The following is a 16262-nucleotide window of genomic DNA, read 5'->3' as shown; positions in this document are numbered from 1 at the left end:
AGCATTAGAAGATTATTTCAATTCGGAAGAATTGGCTTATGCGCAAGTAGGTTAACATTTTTTTCATGGAAATCCGGTTGAAGCGTATGCTTTGATCTGATTTTTTTATTGTATGAACTAAAAAAAGATTGGGTATATGATTCTATATGCATTGGGAATTGTCTTGATATTATTTTTTATAGCGCTTGAATTTACATTGGCAAAGAAGGTTTATGGAATAATCTTCAGTTATAAAAAAATGATATCGAACCTTTCTATCGGGGTTGCAGAACGTGTATGCAACCTTTGGATTGGCGGTGTATTTTACTTTGTGTTTAAGTATATTCATGCACATTATGCCATATTCACGATTCAGCCGGCCTGGTATTATTGGGTTTTGCTGTTATTGCTGACAGATTTAGTATGGTATTGGTATCACCGGCTAGGGCATGAAATTAATATTCTATGGGCCTTTCATATTGTACACCATCAGAGCGAAGATTTTAATTATACAACCTCTACAAGGATTACCATCTTCCAGGCGCTGGTGCGCAATGTCTTCTGGTGTGTATTGCCGTTGCTCGGCTTTCCGGCAGATATGGTCATTATCATACTGGTTGTGCATGGCGCTTACTCTTTCTTTACACATACAGAACTCATTGGCAAATTAGGCTGGATTGAAAAGGTACTGATTACGCCTTCTCACCATCGGGTACATCATGCATCAAATGCAGAATATCTGGATAAGAACTATGGAGATGTGTTTGTTTTCTGGGATAAACTCTTCGGAACCTTTAAAGAAGAAGAACATAAACCGGTATATGGTATTACCAAACCTTTGAAGACACACAGTTTTCTATGGCAGCATTTTCATTATCTGATTGAGATTACTTACCGGGTCCGTCAAACACAGGGTTTAATAAATAAGTTGAAGGTTATATTCGGAAGACCTGATACAATGGCAGGAGATGAAAGGGAGATTGTTGAAGCGATCTGGTTGAACCAGGTAGAACCTATTCCTCTTATAGAGCGAAGAACGGGCAGGTATAAGCGGTATATCAATATCCAGTTTGCCGGTTTGTTATTGGGCCTGCTATTGTTGATCCTTTATTTCGATCGGTTTTCTGTCAGTACGGATTTCTTTATAAGCAGTGTTATGATTCTCACGCTGATTAATTGCTGTGCCTTGCTGGAACAAAAAAAATGGATCTTCTTTGTTGAATACATCCGTATACTGGCCATCCTTGAATTTATTGCACTGCAATATAATGATTCGCCTCAGTTCCTGTTATGTAATGCCGGCGTATTGGTCTTTACCATGCTGTACAATACGTTGCGAAAGCTTTACCTGAAACTTGTTTATTAAATATTTGAAGTCATTATTCCGGCCATACCGGGGCCGGAATATGACTTTAAAATTATTTGAGTACGGGGTTCTGATGATTCAGCGGATCAAGTTTTAAAATCTGCTTGAGATATTCAAATACCCTTGGTTCGTTTCTTTTTAATTCATTCGGCATTTCAAAAAAGTATTCAATGGTAACCGCAAAGAATTCTTCGGAATTGGTGAAGGCATATTCACGCAGGAAGCCTTCGTCTATATGGCTTTTGATGCGTTCGGAAGAATATTTATGAAATTCATTCAAGGCAGTTTTATCCATGAAGCAATGCTCCATGTCGTGCAAGGTGGAGTCTTCAATTTTTAATGCATGAGCCATTTCATGAAAACCTACATGCACACCGTCATTTTTTACACGGATGCCTTCTGTAAAAGCAGCCCAGGAAAGTTTGATCACGCCGTTGGATTGTACTTCACCTAAATGGTAACGTTGTGTGGTACCTGAGAAATATTTGTCCGGATAAATAACGATCTTTCTGAAATGCTCATAAATAGTAGGGAAGTGACCGAATGAAATTTGTGATGCTGCTGCTGCTACCAGTAATTTTACTTCTGCTGTAACCACAAAATTATCCCTGCCTTCAAATATTTTTTTGCGGATAAAATATTTTACGTTGCATTCAAACTTTCTTTTAAGGGGCAGAGATAAATTTCTGTAAAAAGGGATTTTATATTCCAGCGTAGCTTTTTCCTGGTAATTCAGCGTGTATTTAAAAAGTATATACCGGTCAAATAAAAAGTTTGAAAGCCCGGTACTGATCTTAAATACTGAAAAGCCGAATAAGAAAAAGCTTGACCAGAAAACCAGCAGGAAGATGATAATGCCTGGCAAGACGAAGTCTGAGTGTTCTACAAAATTTTCTATTTCTTTGTCCATGGTTTAGGGGGGAAATTAATTGGATACTATTTGAATCATGGGGTTAATTTTCAATAAGCATTCTTCGTATTCGGCTGCAGCATCGGCGTAGTATGTGATTGCGCTGCCAGCTTCCATAAATATATTTTTATCGGCTGCATTATAAAAAATACTTCTGATCAGTACATTAAAATCAAAATTGTTTTCCGGATCCATATAGCCGACCGTGCCGGAAAAAGGGCCGCGGGATACTGCTTCGTATTGATCAATGATCTGCATAACCTTTACTTTGGGGGCCCCGGTCATGCTCCCCATGGGAAAGGAATGCTGTATGGCATCAATGGCAGAAAAAGTATTATCCAGCTGTGACTCGATGGTAGATATTAACTGGTGTACATGCGGGAATGTATATAATCCTCTGAATTCGGATACATGTACGGAGCCTGTTTCTGCTGTGCGCGACAGGTCATTGCGTACAAGATCAACGATCATGGTATTTTCAGATTGCTCTTTTTCCGATTGGTTCAGTTCTTTGATCAATGCCAGGTCTTCTGCGGTAGTGCTTCCACGTTTGCTGGTACCTTTGATCGGCTGTGAGATGATCGTCTCTTTTTCTTTTTTAATGAAACGCTCAGGAGAAGCTGAAAGAATAAAAAAATCTTTCCATTTAGAGAAAACCGAGAAGGGCATTGGTGCCAGCGTATTCAGGCGCAGGTAAGTTTCGGCAGGATCTATTTTACCTTTTCCGGTAAAAGGAATACAGTAGTTGATTTCATAAGCATCGCCTTTGCGGATCAGTTTTTGTAATTGTTCTACACGTTCGATATAGGTTTGTTTGCTGATCAGCGGTTTGATCTCTATGGCTGCATGCGAAGCTGTAGTGCTGGCTGCGGTTGCGCGCTGAATTTCGTCGATCAATGTTGCACCTTCACCTTTAAGAATGTGTATGCTATCGGCAGTCAGTTCCCAAACATGTTCGGGAATAAAAAATGTTGCGGCTTTGCTGCTGATGCCTTTTGGTCGAATAGATTCTAATTGTTCAACACTGTTTTTCGCCTCATAGGAAACAAACACAAACAACCAGTCTTTTTGATATTTGCTGCGTAAGAGGTTCCATACATTAAAAACGGTTTGATCATCCGGTACTTCTACCTGCAGTTCAGCACCGAATGCGAGCAGGTGTCTGAAAGGCTTCCGGGGATATTGATCATAGTTGTTCGGGTTCAGGTAGGAAATGGTTTCGTACCTGCTTTCAAGCCATGGCAGTGCCTTTGTAATGAAGGCTGCGGATGTATTATGTAAGCGTATGCTGCTCATTTGATCTCGTTTAAAGCAGCCTTTGCTTTTTGTTCAATACTATTTTCGTACTCGTGGTTTTTATATGCGATTGCCAGGTTGAAATAATATTTGGCACGTTCGTTGTTTTTCATTTTGACATAAATATACCCCAGCTGCAAGGCAGAGTTCGGGCCAAAATAGTAGGTGTTTTTTACATCAGAAAGCGAGATTACTTTTTCGTAGTAATGAATGGATTCCAGTTCCTTTCCGGATTTTTGGTACAATCTTCCTGCACGGTAATAATATTCCAGCTTATCTTTTTTGGAAGTAAAATCGCTCAGGTTTGTCAGATTATAAATTTCAAACCCTTTGGCATAAAGTCCGCCGTCCGTACATAAGCGGATTTTTGTAAGTTGTTTATTGGGAAGTTCGTTATTCTCGGCGATCTTCTGTGCATACTTGTCTGATTCAAACGACGCCTGTCCCACGGTTGGGATGGCTTTCCAATAGGTCATGGCAGTTTCATCTTCATTTACTAGCCAATAGCTCAGGAATAATTTAAAATACGTATCCTTCACTAAGTTCTTGCCTTTAAAATTTGAAAGGAAACGATTCAGGTATACTCTGCATGCAACATATTGTCCGTGCTGCAGCAGCAGCTCACCATGCAGGTAGTCAAATGCCGGCAGATAGGTATGAATATCTTCATCTGAAATGGATTCAATAACTTTTAAAGCTTTTTCAGATTGGGCATATTTACTTAAGACCGAAGCATACAAATACGTATACAGAATATTGTTCGGATACTTCGCCTGCAATTGTCTGATTGATTCCATATTGGAGTCTTTGTTCAATATGTATTGCTCGGCAATGATCTTGATCAGGCTTGCTTCCTGAAAATAGATGGACTTACTATCGATCACCGCCTGAATCATTTCTACGCCTAACCGGATGTTACCTTTAAAACCAAGGGAGGAAGCGATCCAGGAATAGGAGGATGGAATGGAACCCATTACAATATTCAGCAGGCCCAATGATTTTTTTGTAGGGGTAAAAGAAGGCGCTGCAGCTAAATTATCATTTAGCAATCCTAGTGCCTGCTTGGCGTTGATTGCTGCTTCGGCTAATTCATTGAAGCGGATTTTAGTAAAAGCCCACTGCATGCGCACTTCAGCCAGACAGAATTTATGATAGGGAGAAGTTGGCTGGTTGTTTGCGTTCAGTAGTTTTACAAAAGCTGATTCGAAAGCTTTATCCGTTTTGTATGCCGCAAAATCTTCTGTCGCGATCAGCTCTGTTGTTTTGCTCAGGGAAAGCAGGTATACAGTGACGCCGTTTGATGGATCACGTAATTGTTCTTTGGTAAGGCGTTCGGTAGCGCTGCTGGTTTTAAGCTCCAGGATCTCTCTATAGGCAGTTTCCAGTTCTGTATTGAAATAGTAAGTTGCAGAGGACTGAATGGAAGAGGTGCTGTAACAAACAATACATAACAAAAAAGGGCGTATCCATGAATACACCCTTTTTGTTATTAAATATTTGAAAAAAGAATTCAACGAATCTTCTTATTATTATTTTTTCGCAGTTTCCATTACAAATTCAACGTTTGCAAGAATACGACCGCAGTGCTCACACACGATGATCTTCTTTCTTTCACGGATTTCACCCTGACGTTGTGGAGGAACAGTATTGAAGCAACCACCGCAAGCACCACGTTTTACTGATACTACAGCTAAACCGTTACGGTAGTTGTTTACTAATTTTGTATATGAATTCAATAAACGTTCTTCAATCTGCTTCGCAGCTTTTTCACGTTCTTTATTTAATTTAATTTCTTCATCCTGGCTTTCAGAAACAATTACTTCAAGTTCCTGCTTCTTGTTCTCAAGATCTTTTTTACGCTCGCTTAAATTGTATTCAGTTTTTCTGATCTCTTCTTTTTTGAATTCGATCTGCTGCAATGCTTCTTTGATTCTTTTTTCAGAAACCTGCATTTCTAATTGCTGCAGTTCAACTTCTTTGCTGATGGCATCAAACTCACGGTTGTTACGCACGTTCTTTTGCTGCTCTTCGTATTTTTTGATCAGTTTTTCTGATTCTTTGATACTGTTTTTGAAGTTCTTGATGCCATCTTCCATGGCGTGGATCTCACTTTCATGTTTGGCTAATCGGGTTTCATAACCAGCTAATTCATCTTCAAGATCTCTAACTTCTTCAGGAAGGTCTCCTCTTACTTTGATGATTTCATCTAACTTTGAGTCGATAGATTGTAGCTTAACTAAAGCATCTAATTTTTGAGCGATTGTAGATTGTTCCATTTACAGTTTATAGTAACCGATTGGGTTTGTATGAATACTCGATAAAATGACTGCAATATTAGTGAATTTTTTTGTTAAAACATTCACTAAAAGTTCTTTTGTATGAATTTCGCTTTCATAATGACCGATATCGCAGATCAAAATACGGTCCTCAGCGTCAAAAAAATCATGATATTTGAAATCGGCCGTTATTAAAACATCTGCTTTTGAGGCAATTGCGTTTCTTAATAGAAAACTGCCCGAACCACCACAAAGGGCAACTTTTTTTATTTCTCCTTGAAAGGCAGTCGTATACCGGATACAGTCAAGGGAAAGTGTTTTGCTTAAATAAGTCATGAATTCCTCCTTCGGCATACTTTTTTCCAGTTCACCCACAAAGCCGCTGCCTACTTCCATATTTTTGTTTTCAAGAGGAATAAGATCGTATGCCGGTACTTCATATGGATGGGCTGCGAGTAAAGCAGCAACCACACGACTTTCGAGGTATTTCGGGTAAATGATCTCGATACGGTTTTCAGCAACCTTTTCAAGCTGGTTGGCAGCGCCGATCGCCGGATTGGCCCGCGTGTTTGGTTTAAAGCTACCTATACCCGAAACAGAATAACTACATTCGCTGTAATTACCGATACTGCCTGCTCCGGATGCAAAAATACCATCCAGTACTTGTTGGGTTGCATCAACAGGAACAAAGGTTACCAGCTTAGCCAACAGACCTTTTTTAGGCAGAAGTACCTGTGTATGGATGAGATTGAGTTTTTGTGCAAGCATACCGCTTACACCATCCTGGATATTGTCGAGGTTGGTATGAACCGCATAGATGGCAATGTTGTGCTGAATCGCTTTTATAAGCAAACGTTCCACATAATTGCTGCCCGTGAGCTTTTTTAACCCCTTAAAAATCACAGGGTGATGCGCAACGATTAAATTAAATCCTTTAACTATGGCTTCGTCTACAACTGCTTCTACCACATCCAGACAAACGACCACACCTGAGCATTCATGCTGGCGGTTTCCGGTCAGTAATCCGCAATTATCATAGTCTTCCTGATAAGCAAGAGGTGCAATTTGTTCTAAATGGGAAATAAGATCGGCGATACGTGGCATAGGATTTGTGAAAATGAGCCTGACTTTGCAATTTGCTTTAAAATTAATCGTAGGGATAAATATAAGGTGATTTTTCTGAAAATTTTAGCGTGGCCGTTTTCAATCCTGTATGGAGCAATTGCCTCCTGCAGAAATTACTTATATGATTTGTCCTGGTTTAAGAGTTATTTGGTTCCGGCAGCAGTAATCTGTGTCGGTAATCTGAAAGCCGGGGGCACCGGTAAAACTCCTTTCACCCAATTCTTACTGGATCATTTTTCTGCTTCTTATAAAACTGCTGTATTAAGCAGGGGGTATGGCCGCAAAACAACAGGCTTTGTTCTGGCAAACGTTGATTCAACGGCTGCTGCTATTGGCGATGAACCGCTACAGCTGTATACCCACGCTGCAGGGCGGTATCATGTAGCTGTGTGTGAGGACCGGGTTGCCGGCGCACAGCAATTGCTGCAGCAGATCCCAGGATTACAATTGATCATCCTTGATGACGGATTTCAGCACAGACGAATCAAACGGGATGTGAACATCCTGCTGACAGAATACAAAGACCCTTTTTATAAAGATTATGTGCTTCCAACAGGTATGCTGCGGGAATTCAGGCGCGGCGCGGCGCGTGCTGACCTGGTGGTGGTAACGAAAAGCCCGGTTGCTCATAAACCGTTAAATCATGAAGCGATCCATCGCTATGCCCGCAAACAGATTCCCGTGCACTATACAGCTATTCAATACGGAGCGTATACAAAAAGCGGACAAGCAGGCGTTGGAGATTTCGATCAGGTGATCCTGGTTACGGGGATTGCGAATTCCGGTCCATTGCTGGAGTATCTGGCAGCGAAAGGCATACAGGTTATTGAGCACATCAATAAGAAGGATCATTATAACTATACAGAAACTGATCTGAAGATAGTTCAGGAATTACAGCAGCGTAATCCCCAGGCACAGGTGTTAACTACTGAAAAAGATTGGGTTAAAGTTGTACCTTTGTTTAATACGTGTGGTATTGAAAATACCTGGATGTACATCCCAATCGATTTACTTATTCATACAAACCGGGAAGAACTCCTGTCTGTTATAAATACTAAAATTACTCAAAGACTAAAGAGTCTTATCAATCATTCATAAATGTTGTATTTCATTCATACATTATTAAAGCGTATTACCGGTATTATTCTTTTTACAGGAATAATTTTTTCTTCCCGTGCACAGATCCTCGATGATTCTACCAGACAACTCTATGGGTATCACAGCGTGCGTTATGGTACAGAAACGGATGTATTTTATAACAGAGGACTCAAAACAGAGGTCGACAGCAGTCTGGCGAGTATACAACGTTATGGGTATATATACCGAAATGCCCAGTACAGCCAGGACCTGGGGAACTGGGTAACGCCGATCCAGTGCATTACTTCCAACCTGCCCTCGCAAACAGGTTTACAAACGGGTTTTAATGTGTACAGTCCGTTTGAATACAATGCCAACAACATTAAATACTTTGATACCAAATCTCCTTATGCGGAACTGAAGTATTACCAGGGCAGCAGGGGGCAGCAGAGCATGGAAGCGTCTTTCACGCGTAACATCAATGCGCAATGGAACTTCGGGATAGACCTGCGTAGAATTGTGTCCAAAAAAATTATCGGCTATGTAACGCGTAATGACAAGCAGGCAGAAAATTATGCCTTTGATTTTTTTGTGTCGCATCATTCTAAAAATGAACGTTACTTTTTACTGGCATCGTTTAATTACATGGAGGCCCATAACTTTGAGAACGGTGGTATCAAGCTGGATTCTGTGATTGATGAGAGCAACGGACAGAAACGTTTGGCCAATAAATACGATATGTTCAACAACCAGCTGAGTACCGTATGGCTGACAAATGCTCGCTCGTTGGATAAACGCTACAATTACCGGGTTTACCAGCATTACGATCTTGTGAAAGGCGATAAGCTACAGCTGTTCCACCGCTTCGATTTCTCCCGTAAAATCAACCGTTATACCGACAACAGCCTGGCTACCAACGCGCCATTTTATGAACGTTTTTCTGCATATACTCCAACGGGCGCGTATGATACAGTTTCCATTGCTGACCGTACGGATTTCAACTTCATGGATAACCGGGCAGGTGTGAAGGGCAGCAGCAATAAATTCTTTTATGCAGCCTTTGTCAAGAACCGCTATGTAACCATGCGCCAGCGCGAATATTACGATTCGATCTCTCCTTATAACCGCTATACATCGGAATGGTATGTGGATGGAATTTTGAGAAGGTATTTCGACGAACAAGGGAAGTCGTATGCCGAAGCAAGCGTGGATTGGGGGGTATTGAACCATACGAACTCATTGGCTAGTCCAAAAGATACTACTAAAAATAATTATAATGCTTCACTGTCTTTCGTGCATAAAGGTTTCAGGCTGGAAGGCAGCACCTGGGCAGTATCGCCAAGCATGATCCAAAGCCATTATCAAAGCAATCTGGTTAAATGGAATAACACTGATTTTGATTTACAAAAGACCAATCGTTTGTTTGCTGAATATATTTTCAGAAAGAAAAAAATAGATGTTATTCCATCGCTTTCATGGAATCAGTATAATAATTACATCTATTATACGGAAGCCGGTACACCAGCCCAGTACGATACTGCCATTACACATATCCAGGCTAAATTAGGACTGCGATTTAATCTGTGGAAGATCCATGTGTACAATGAGTTCCAGTACAATTCGCTTGACCAGGGCAGATACAGCAAGCTGCAGATGCCGCAGGTGGTGAATGCCACGCAGCTCTTTATTGAAGCCTGGTTGTTTAAGCGTGCTACCTTATTGCAGACAGGTTTTGATGTATTGTATCGTTCCTCTTTCCAGTCGAATGGTTACAACCCGCTGATCCAGCAGTATTATGTTACCAGTTATACCGGCACGTCGAAGATGGATTTTAATTACATCGATCAGTATGTTGTAGTCGATTACTTTGTGAATATGCAGATCCGTACGGCCCGTCTTTTTGTGAAACTGGCAAATGTGAAAGGCTTGATTACTCCGAAGAAAGGATACTATACAACTCCGTACTATACAGGTATTCCGTGGACGATCGACTTTGGGATCAGCTGGAGATTCTTTGATTAAGCCCGATGAAAGCTGCTACCTTAAACGAACTGAAGAAAGAACTGCAGGCGTTCTCGTCCAAAGAACTGGTGGAGATCTGTCTCCGTCTGGCTAAATATAAAAAGGAGAGTAAAGAACTTCTTACTTATCTTATTTTTGAAGCCGGTAATGAAGCTGATTATATCGCTGCTATTAAAGCGGATATAGACGAACAGTTCGAACTGCTGAACACAAGCAACCTCTATGTCGCCAAGAAAGGACTGCAAAAGATTGTTCGTTCGGTGACGAAGTATATTAAGTATTCTGGGATCAAACAAACGGAGATTGAAGTACTGATGCACTTCTGTTCAAAAATGAAGGCATCAGGTATTAAGATCAGTCACAGCACGGTTATTGAAAATCTGTATTACCGCCAATTGACCAAAGTTGAAAAAGCTCTGAAAACATTGCACGAAGATCTGCAGTTCGATTACGAGCAGGACCTGAAGGGTCTGTATTTATAATTCGAACAGTTCAAAATCATCACCCTTTCCATAGACAATAAATTCCTGCAGTTCATATTTTTCAAGGGTTAGCAGATCCTTAACCAGGTAGTTATTTTCCGCGATACGTCTTAACACAATAAACTCATGTCTTTCACCATAGTTGATGATGTAATACTTTTTACCAATGCGAATAGTATCAAGAGAAATAGACATAAACCTGTGATCTGATTTTAAAAGAACGCTGCCATTGAAACAAAGAAGATATTCAGCAGGATATAGGTGCTGATCATGATTCTTGAACCGATGATGTTTACGCGCTCAGCTTTGAATGCTTTATTTTTTTCATGCAGCTGTGTACAGTAAGCAATCAGGAAGATGGAAAGAAAGATAAATACAAAGGTGATTGAGTGCAGTGTGTCAACCAGGGTATAATCAGAGGTTTCGGGAAGCAGTGAATCAATGATGTACTTATTACCGACCGCTGCGAACAAGCCACCTACAGGCAAGGCAAAGCGGGATTCGATTTCTTTTACCTCAATAAAGAATGCAATACTGCCTATGAAGAAAGCGATATACATGCCCAGGAAAATTTTCATGAACAGGCCCATCGCATCGCGTTCAAGCGTCATTTTTATATTGAAGGAATCGTATTCGGCTTTAGAGGTTGTTGCCCTCGGATCTCCGAAAGATGTGTTGTACACGTTTTCTCCCCGCATCACATGAAAGTTTTTGATCTTCCAGCCGTCAACATTCATGGTAGGTGCATAGCTGCTGCCTGCTGAATCCACTTCATAGACCAGCCATTTTTTGTCATACATGGTGTTCTCAATAGACAGTACGATACTCTGTTCATCAAACGGATAATCGTTTACGTTCCATGATTGTTTCATCACCGATTTCATCTTCATCAGCACCCATGTTTTACCATTGATGGTATCAACCAGTACATCGGGTTTTTCAACGCTTTTGGCATTGGGCACTTCTACCTGTGTGGTGAAATCGAAGTGCGGATTGTTGTATACAAACCAAAGCCAGTAGCGCATGGTATATTCTTTATCATGGAAGTTAATATCATGTAAACTCAGGATATAACTTCCAACCTTAACCGTATCAGGTACTTCAGGAGCTGCCTTAACTTGTTGCTGAACACATATGAATACAAGCAGTGTGAAAAATAACGTTTTAATGAATTGCATGAAACCAACCTTTAATGTTTCGTTTTCCTTTGTAATGAGTAAGACTGAAATAATAAACCCCGTCTTCGAGAGGTTCTGCATCCCAGACATTGTTGTAATTATCGTTTGAATATACCAATGCGCCCCAGCTATTATAAATTTTCAGGGAATAGGTATTTTTCAATAATCCTGATACTTCAAAGAAATCATTGAGCCCATCGCCATTGGGTGTGATGAGGTTGTACACTTCAATAAAGACCGAACAATCGACTTCCAGGTAAACCGGATTTTTGCAACCCAAACTATCTGTTAATACAACCGAATATATTCCATTCTCGGTCTTGGTTGTCTGGATATTCCGTGTTGTTTCTCCGGTATGCCAAAGATAAGAACTAAAGTTTACCGGCGCAGTTAAATGGACAATATCTGTTGAACAAAATGTTTGATCGTCTGGCGGACTGTAGGTGATATTTCCCGTCGGAAGAGGGAGGACCGTGATTTTTAAGGAATCTTTTTCTGTACAACCAAAATGATTTTTTGCATTCACCCGATACGTATTACTTTGATTAACGGTGATGCCGTCACTTGTTTCTCCTGTAGACCAGAGGAAGTCATGATAAGAAGGATAGGTATTTATGACAAGTGTTTGGTTGGCGCAGGTCGTATCTGTATTTTTTGATGAAATAATGTCGCCCTGGTCGGCATAGTAGCTGATGTGAATTGTATCCCTGAACGAGCAGGTATCTTTTGTGACAAGTACTGTATACGTTCCGGAATCCCGGGCAATAATGCTGGAAGTCGTTTTGCCTGTTGGTGACCAGAGGTAGCTGTCTTTCTGAATGCCTGCAGAAATTTCATAGGGTTTACCTGGACAGATAGTGGTATCGGAGCCAAGGTCAACAAAACCGAAATCCGAAAAGTAACCATACCGGAAGCCTGTATCAGTGCCGCCATTCATAATACTTAAATGAAAGGAACCTTTTGTATTTGTAATGAGGTTGGCTCTCAAAGCAGGGAGTTGAGCAGCATTAAAGTACTTACTGGTGAAAACCCAATCAGTATTCCCTGGAATTACAGAAAAATCGCTAGCCTGAATAAGTGTTTTTTTACCATTCAGTATAAAGCTGTTTTCATTACCTTTTTTTGTGAGAATATTCAGCACAAGATCTTCTGTATTGGATCGGATAAAGCCAACTTCTTTATAGCCTGTACATCTGATCTGGGGAATGATCGCTTCGGCCAGTTCCCGGTCAAAACCTGTAACATGCAGTACATATACGGGAGCAGAGGAAGTAATGTAGGTAGTCTGGTTAATTGGTATTTCTATTTGCATGCCTGCGTTTAATGTCGTCTGCGGTGTTGTTGCTCCCTCTAAAAATACCTGTGTGTTGTCTTCAGTTGCCAGTACATAGGCAAAATCATTATCCGGTTCTAAAGTCATCAACAGGTGCTTTAATACAAAGTAAGCAGTACCCGATTGACTTACCGGAATGATCTGATCACCGCCCATATCCCAATGCTCCTCAAAAAGCATGGAGTCGTCCTTTACTGTGACAGCAATAGGTTTGGTAGCTTCTATTTTGGTTCCGGTTGGTCTGTTAGCTGCAACGGTGGTGATGGATTGTCCGCTCCATGTTTGTCCTTTTTGCAGTACAATTGTAAAAGGAACTGAGGCTGCATGGCCGACAATGTCCTGGGTAGGTGTAATTGTTACCAGTGTATTGTTTTCCGTTGCGATGATATCAAAGGAAGCCCAGGCATCAATATCGATCTGGTTGTCCCAGCGAGTCTGGAAAGGTGTATAAAAGAGTTTGCCGAGTGCATTTCTACCTTTGAACGTGAAGATGTCACTGTTGGTGCCCGGGGCATAAAAACTCGCTCCATACAATTCATAATATGCGCTGATCTCTTTGGTAGCGGTCACATGCAGGCCTTTATTCAGAATGGTGTTGGCAGGAATATTTTCTAAATCAGCAAGCCAGCCTGAGAGGTCCAAAGAATAAGAGCTATTGGCAGCGATTGTAATTGTTTTGGGTTGTAATGCCGGGTTGGCGGGTACATCAATGGTAACGGTTGCCGCTTGTGTAAAGGCCTCAATCCGCAAGTATACCGGTATTCTTCCATTGCTTGGATTGGCATAGGGCACTGCAAACCAGAATTCCTTGTCAATTTGCGCGTGCAAAATAGTAGAACTGAGAAATAAGAAAACTGCGGTAACGATCCGGTTAATCATTTCCAAAAATACGAATATTCCAGAGAATAGAAACGCCGGTCGGATATAGTTTTACCTGAGCATGGTGGCAGTACCGGCCCTGCTGAAGGTAGAGCCATCAAAAAATTTGCCATCAACGGTATAAGTATACACATTGGATGATTGTTTGGAACTGTTATTTTTTATTTCACCAGACCAGCCTTTTGTATTTGCTTCTGAAAATGAATTTGTTTGATAAACCAATTGCCCCCATTGGTTGTAAATCCTGAAACTAAAACCATCTTCCTGAATCAAGGTACCATAAACTTTCAGTTTTTGATTTTCTTCATTACTTGCTTCAGGAGAAAAAACATTTGGTATGTAAATCACATACATATTGGCTTCCAGGTGTTTTACATTTACGGTATCAGCATTGGTACATGCAAATACTGTGTCCATGCAGAATGCATATACGGTTTCATCTTTTGTGGAAGTGTATGTTGGGCCGCTTACCAGGAAATTATTGGTGAACTGTTCGTACCAATTGATTTTTATATTCGGTTTGTTTTTGATATCAGCTACCAATACCAGCGGATCTCCGCCAAAAGCTGAAGTATCTTCGCCTTCAGCAACTTTTATATAAGGCCTATAGCCTGTAATGTTTACATTTACCGCGGGACTCTGGCATCCTTTTGCATCTTCAGCAGTTACTGAGATGACTTCCGTTCCTTCGTTAAGCTGCAGGTATGTAAATTGATTTCCTGAAACAACTCCGTTGGGTGGTGAGAAATTAAACCCATAAACCGAAGAACTGCCACCCGAAGCGGAAGCGTATAGCTGCACCGTATTGCCTACACATTGTGTGCTGTCTGTAAAGCTTGTTGTTACAGTCAGAGCAGGGTGAATCATAATCAATAATGAGTCTGTTTTTTTGCATCCCCTGACATCCGTAGCAGTAACACCATATTTTTTTGTTCCTACGTCTGTTGAAGTGAACAATGGGTTTTGAATATCAGGCGTATTAAAGCCCGGCCCGGGGCCCCAGTCCCAGGTATAGGTGCTGGGAGAGGCTGCTGTAATGACTGCATTTAGCTGGCTGGCTTTATCATAGCAGAAAGCTGTATCATTTCCTGCATCCAGCGTAAAATAAGAATGTGTGTAAGGGGCCAGTAAGGTGATGGTTGTACTTTTTGAACTGCCGCCCGAACATCCGAGCGCATCGGTAATTTTTACAGTGTATACAGTAGGACCTACCGTGGTTGGCGTTGCGACAGGATTACTGACGGACGGATTGGATAGACCGGTTGCCGGAGTCCAGGCATAGCTGTATGTACCATTACCGGTTACGTTAGCATTTAACTGAACAGAAGTGTTGTAACAGATACTGGTATCCGGCGTGATGGTTATTGTTGGCGGAGCTATATATGAAATTTTAACAGAACTGTTCAGTACACATTTTGATCCATTGCTGGTTACATATAGTGTGTAGGTACCGGCGGTGTTTACAGATATGGATGCTACATTGGATACGCCTGTACTCCATTTGTACAGAAAGATTACACTTGGCGGCGGAGTAACAGGGGAGGAAAGTGTTACAGGAGTTCCTGAACAAAGTACCTGATCCGGGCCCAGATTAACAGCAAAGGAATTGTCGCGTCGTATATTCTGTTGGGCCGAAACATCACAGCCGGAAGCATTTTTGGCAGTAACAAAGAATGAAACTGTTCCTTCAGATGCGGATAACATTGCCTGTGTAACAGTCAGGCTGTTTGTTGTACTGACAACATTTGCGGTGCTGTTCTTATACCATACATAATCTGTATAGCCGGGAGAAGCAAGGAAGGTACTGTCTTTGCTGCCGCACACAAATATATTTGAGCCTGCGATTGGCACACCGTTGGAGGTAGTTATTTTAAATCCGCTTGAGGTATAATAAGAAACAAAAACGGTATCAGATGCTGAGATCCAGCTGGCAGTACTGGTATTGTAATATTTTATTGTAGCCACCCATCTTCCGGCATCGCCTGTGTTGATTGGATTTGAATTAATTGTTCTTAATGAATCAAGGTTTTTCCATTCATAAACAGCAGCACCTGAAGGCGGAGAGCTTGCTACGTTGGCAGATTTTAAGTTGAAGATGGAACCCGTACATACCTGTACATTTTTAGCCCCCCCGGGAATTATGGTGACACCATTTAATTGTATCGAAACAGTTATAGAACCTGAGGCAAAGCAGTTGCTGCCTGCCTGAAGAAGCAGGAACAAAAAGAATAAAAATAAATAAATTTTAAAACGAGCAGCCATTGTAAAATTTAATTTTGTTCCTGATAACTACGAAATATTGTTATCCTGTGTTTAAATTTTTTTGAATTGATGAACCT

At 41.0% G+C, this 16262-nt stretch carries 13 protein-coding genes; 4 read left to right on the top strand and 9 right to left on the bottom strand.

The genetic code is table 11. From position 1 onward, the window contains the following. Nucleotides 1-238 precede the first annotated feature (238 nt). Nucleotides 239-1345, top strand: a complete 1107-nt coding sequence (locus ACTHJT_RS17455) for a sterol desaturase family protein (RefSeq protein WP_440240596.1) — start codon at nucleotides 239-241, stop codon at nucleotides 1343-1345. 52 nt (nucleotides 1346-1397) lie between these two features. Here the strand turns inward: ACTHJT_RS17455 and ACTHJT_RS17450 are convergent, their stop codons facing one another. Genes ACTHJT_RS17450 through ACTHJT_RS17430 form a run of 5 tightly spaced genes read right to left on the bottom strand, consistent with a single transcriptional unit; the run spans nucleotide 1398 to nucleotide 6931 of the window. Continuing rightward, the gene (locus tag ACTHJT_RS17450) at nucleotides 1398-2255 is read right to left on the bottom strand and encodes a zinc-dependent peptidase (RefSeq protein WP_440240594.1); all 858 of its coding nucleotides are present in this window, start codon (nucleotides 2253-2255) and stop codon (nucleotides 1398-1400) included. Nucleotides 2256-2270: 15 nt separating this feature from the next. Beyond that, complete coding sequence (locus tag ACTHJT_RS17445; protein ID WP_440240592.1) at nucleotides 2271-3551, bottom strand: anthranilate synthase component I family protein; 1281 nt, start codon at nucleotides 3549-3551, stop codon at nucleotides 2271-2273. Further along, a complete protein-coding gene (locus ACTHJT_RS17440; protein ID WP_440240590.1) occupies nucleotides 3548-5029 on the bottom strand; it encodes a tetratricopeptide repeat protein in 1482 nt (493 codons plus the stop codon). Before ACTHJT_RS17440 ends, ACTHJT_RS17445 begins: the two co-directional genes overlap by 4 nt. A 51-nt stretch (nucleotides 5030-5080) precedes the next feature. Next, nucleotides 5081-5827 (bottom strand): zinc ribbon domain-containing protein, encoded by a 747-nt coding sequence (locus ACTHJT_RS17435; RefSeq protein ID WP_440240588.1) that lies wholly within the window; start codon nucleotides 5825-5827, stop codon nucleotides 5081-5083. After that, the gene (locus ACTHJT_RS17430) at nucleotides 5828-6931 is read right to left on the bottom strand and encodes a Nif3-like dinuclear metal center hexameric protein (RefSeq protein ID WP_440240586.1); all 1104 of its coding nucleotides are present in this window, start codon (nucleotides 6929-6931) and stop codon (nucleotides 5828-5830) included. Nucleotides 6932-6997: 66 nt separating this feature from the next. Here ACTHJT_RS17430 and lpxK point away from each other — a divergent pair, with 66 nt between their 5' ends. Genes lpxK through ACTHJT_RS17415 form a run of 3 tightly spaced genes read left to right on the top strand, consistent with a single transcriptional unit; the run spans nucleotide 6998 to nucleotide 10533 of the window. Then, nucleotides 6998-8050 (top strand): tetraacyldisaccharide 4'-kinase, encoded by a 1053-nt coding sequence (gene lpxK / locus ACTHJT_RS17425; protein ID WP_440240584.1) that lies wholly within the window; start codon nucleotides 6998-7000, stop codon nucleotides 8048-8050. Next, the gene (locus ACTHJT_RS17420) at nucleotides 8051-10051 is read left to right on the top strand and encodes a putative porin (RefSeq protein WP_440240582.1); all 2001 of its coding nucleotides are present in this window, start codon (nucleotides 8051-8053) and stop codon (nucleotides 10049-10051) included. A 5-nt stretch (nucleotides 10052-10056) separates the two neighbouring features. Further along, nucleotides 10057-10533, top strand: a complete 477-nt coding sequence (locus ACTHJT_RS17415; RefSeq protein ID WP_440240580.1) for a hypothetical protein — start codon at nucleotides 10057-10059, stop codon at nucleotides 10531-10533. Here ACTHJT_RS17415 and ACTHJT_RS17410 read toward each other — a convergent pair. Genes ACTHJT_RS17410 through ACTHJT_RS17395 form a run of 4 tightly spaced genes read right to left on the bottom strand, consistent with a single transcriptional unit; the run spans nucleotide 10528 to nucleotide 16185 of the window. Next, nucleotides 10528-10728 (bottom strand): hypothetical protein, encoded by a 201-nt coding sequence (locus ACTHJT_RS17410; RefSeq protein ID WP_440240578.1) that lies wholly within the window; start codon nucleotides 10726-10728, stop codon nucleotides 10528-10530. The genes ACTHJT_RS17415 and ACTHJT_RS17410 overlap by 6 nt on opposite strands. A 17-nt stretch (nucleotides 10729-10745) precedes the next feature. Beyond that, nucleotides 10746-11711 (bottom strand): hypothetical protein, encoded by a 966-nt coding sequence (locus ACTHJT_RS17405; RefSeq protein WP_440240576.1) that lies wholly within the window; start codon nucleotides 11709-11711, stop codon nucleotides 10746-10748. Continuing rightward, the gene (locus tag ACTHJT_RS17400; protein WP_440240574.1) at nucleotides 11698-13923 is read right to left on the bottom strand and encodes a gliding motility-associated C-terminal domain-containing protein; all 2226 of its coding nucleotides are present in this window, start codon (nucleotides 13921-13923) and stop codon (nucleotides 11698-11700) included. Before ACTHJT_RS17400 ends, ACTHJT_RS17405 begins: the two co-directional genes overlap by 14 nt. Before the next feature lie 51 nt (nucleotides 13924-13974). After that, on the bottom strand, nucleotides 13975-16185 hold the full coding sequence (locus ACTHJT_RS17395; protein WP_440240572.1) for a gliding motility-associated C-terminal domain-containing protein: 2211 nt from the start codon (nucleotides 16183-16185) through the stop codon (nucleotides 13975-13977). Nucleotides 16186-16262 lie beyond the last annotated feature (77 nt).

The sequence above is a fragment of the Cytophaga sp. genome, from assembly GCF_051961495.1.
Lineage (GTDB): Bacteria > Bacteroidota > Bacteroidia > Cytophagales > Cytophagaceae > Cytophaga.
This window is presented reverse-complemented; position numbering and strand designations above follow the sequence as displayed.

Coding starts and splice junctions, on each gene's coding strand:
- ACTHJT_RS17455 (WP_440240596.1), top strand. CDS start 239: ATGATATCGAACCTTTCTATCGGGGTTGCAGAACGTGTATGCAACCTT.
- ACTHJT_RS17450 (WP_440240594.1), bottom strand. CDS start 2,255: ATGGACAAAGAAATAGAAAATTTTGTAGAACACTCAGACTTCGTCTTG.
- ACTHJT_RS17445 (WP_440240592.1), bottom strand. CDS start 3,551: ATGAGCAGCATACGCTTACATAATACATCCGCAGCCTTCATTACAAAG.
- ACTHJT_RS17435 (WP_440240588.1), bottom strand. CDS start 5,827: ATGGAACAATCTACAATCGCTCAAAAATTAGATGCTTTAGTTAAGCTA.
- ACTHJT_RS17430 (WP_440240586.1), bottom strand. CDS start 6,931: ATGCCACGTATCGCCGATCTTATTTCCCATTTAGAACAAATTGCACCT.
- ACTHJT_RS17420 (WP_440240582.1), top strand. CDS start 8,051: ATGTTGTATTTCATTCATACATTATTAAAGCGTATTACCGGTATTATT.
- ACTHJT_RS17415 (WP_440240580.1), top strand. CDS start 10,057: ATGAAAGCTGCTACCTTAAACGAACTGAAGAAAGAACTGCAGGCGTTC.
- ACTHJT_RS17410 (WP_440240578.1), bottom strand. CDS start 10,728: ATGTCTATTTCTCTTGATACTATTCGCATTGGTAAAAAGTATTACATC.
- ACTHJT_RS17405 (WP_440240576.1), bottom strand. CDS start 11,711: ATGCAATTCATTAAAACGTTATTTTTCACACTGCTTGTATTCATATGT.
- ACTHJT_RS17400 (WP_440240574.1), bottom strand. CDS start 13,923: ATGATTAACCGGATCGTTACCGCAGTTTTCTTATTTCTCAGTTCTACT.
- ACTHJT_RS17395 (WP_440240572.1), bottom strand. CDS start 16,185: ATGGCTGCTCGTTTTAAAATTTATTTATTTTTATTCTTTTTGTTCCTG.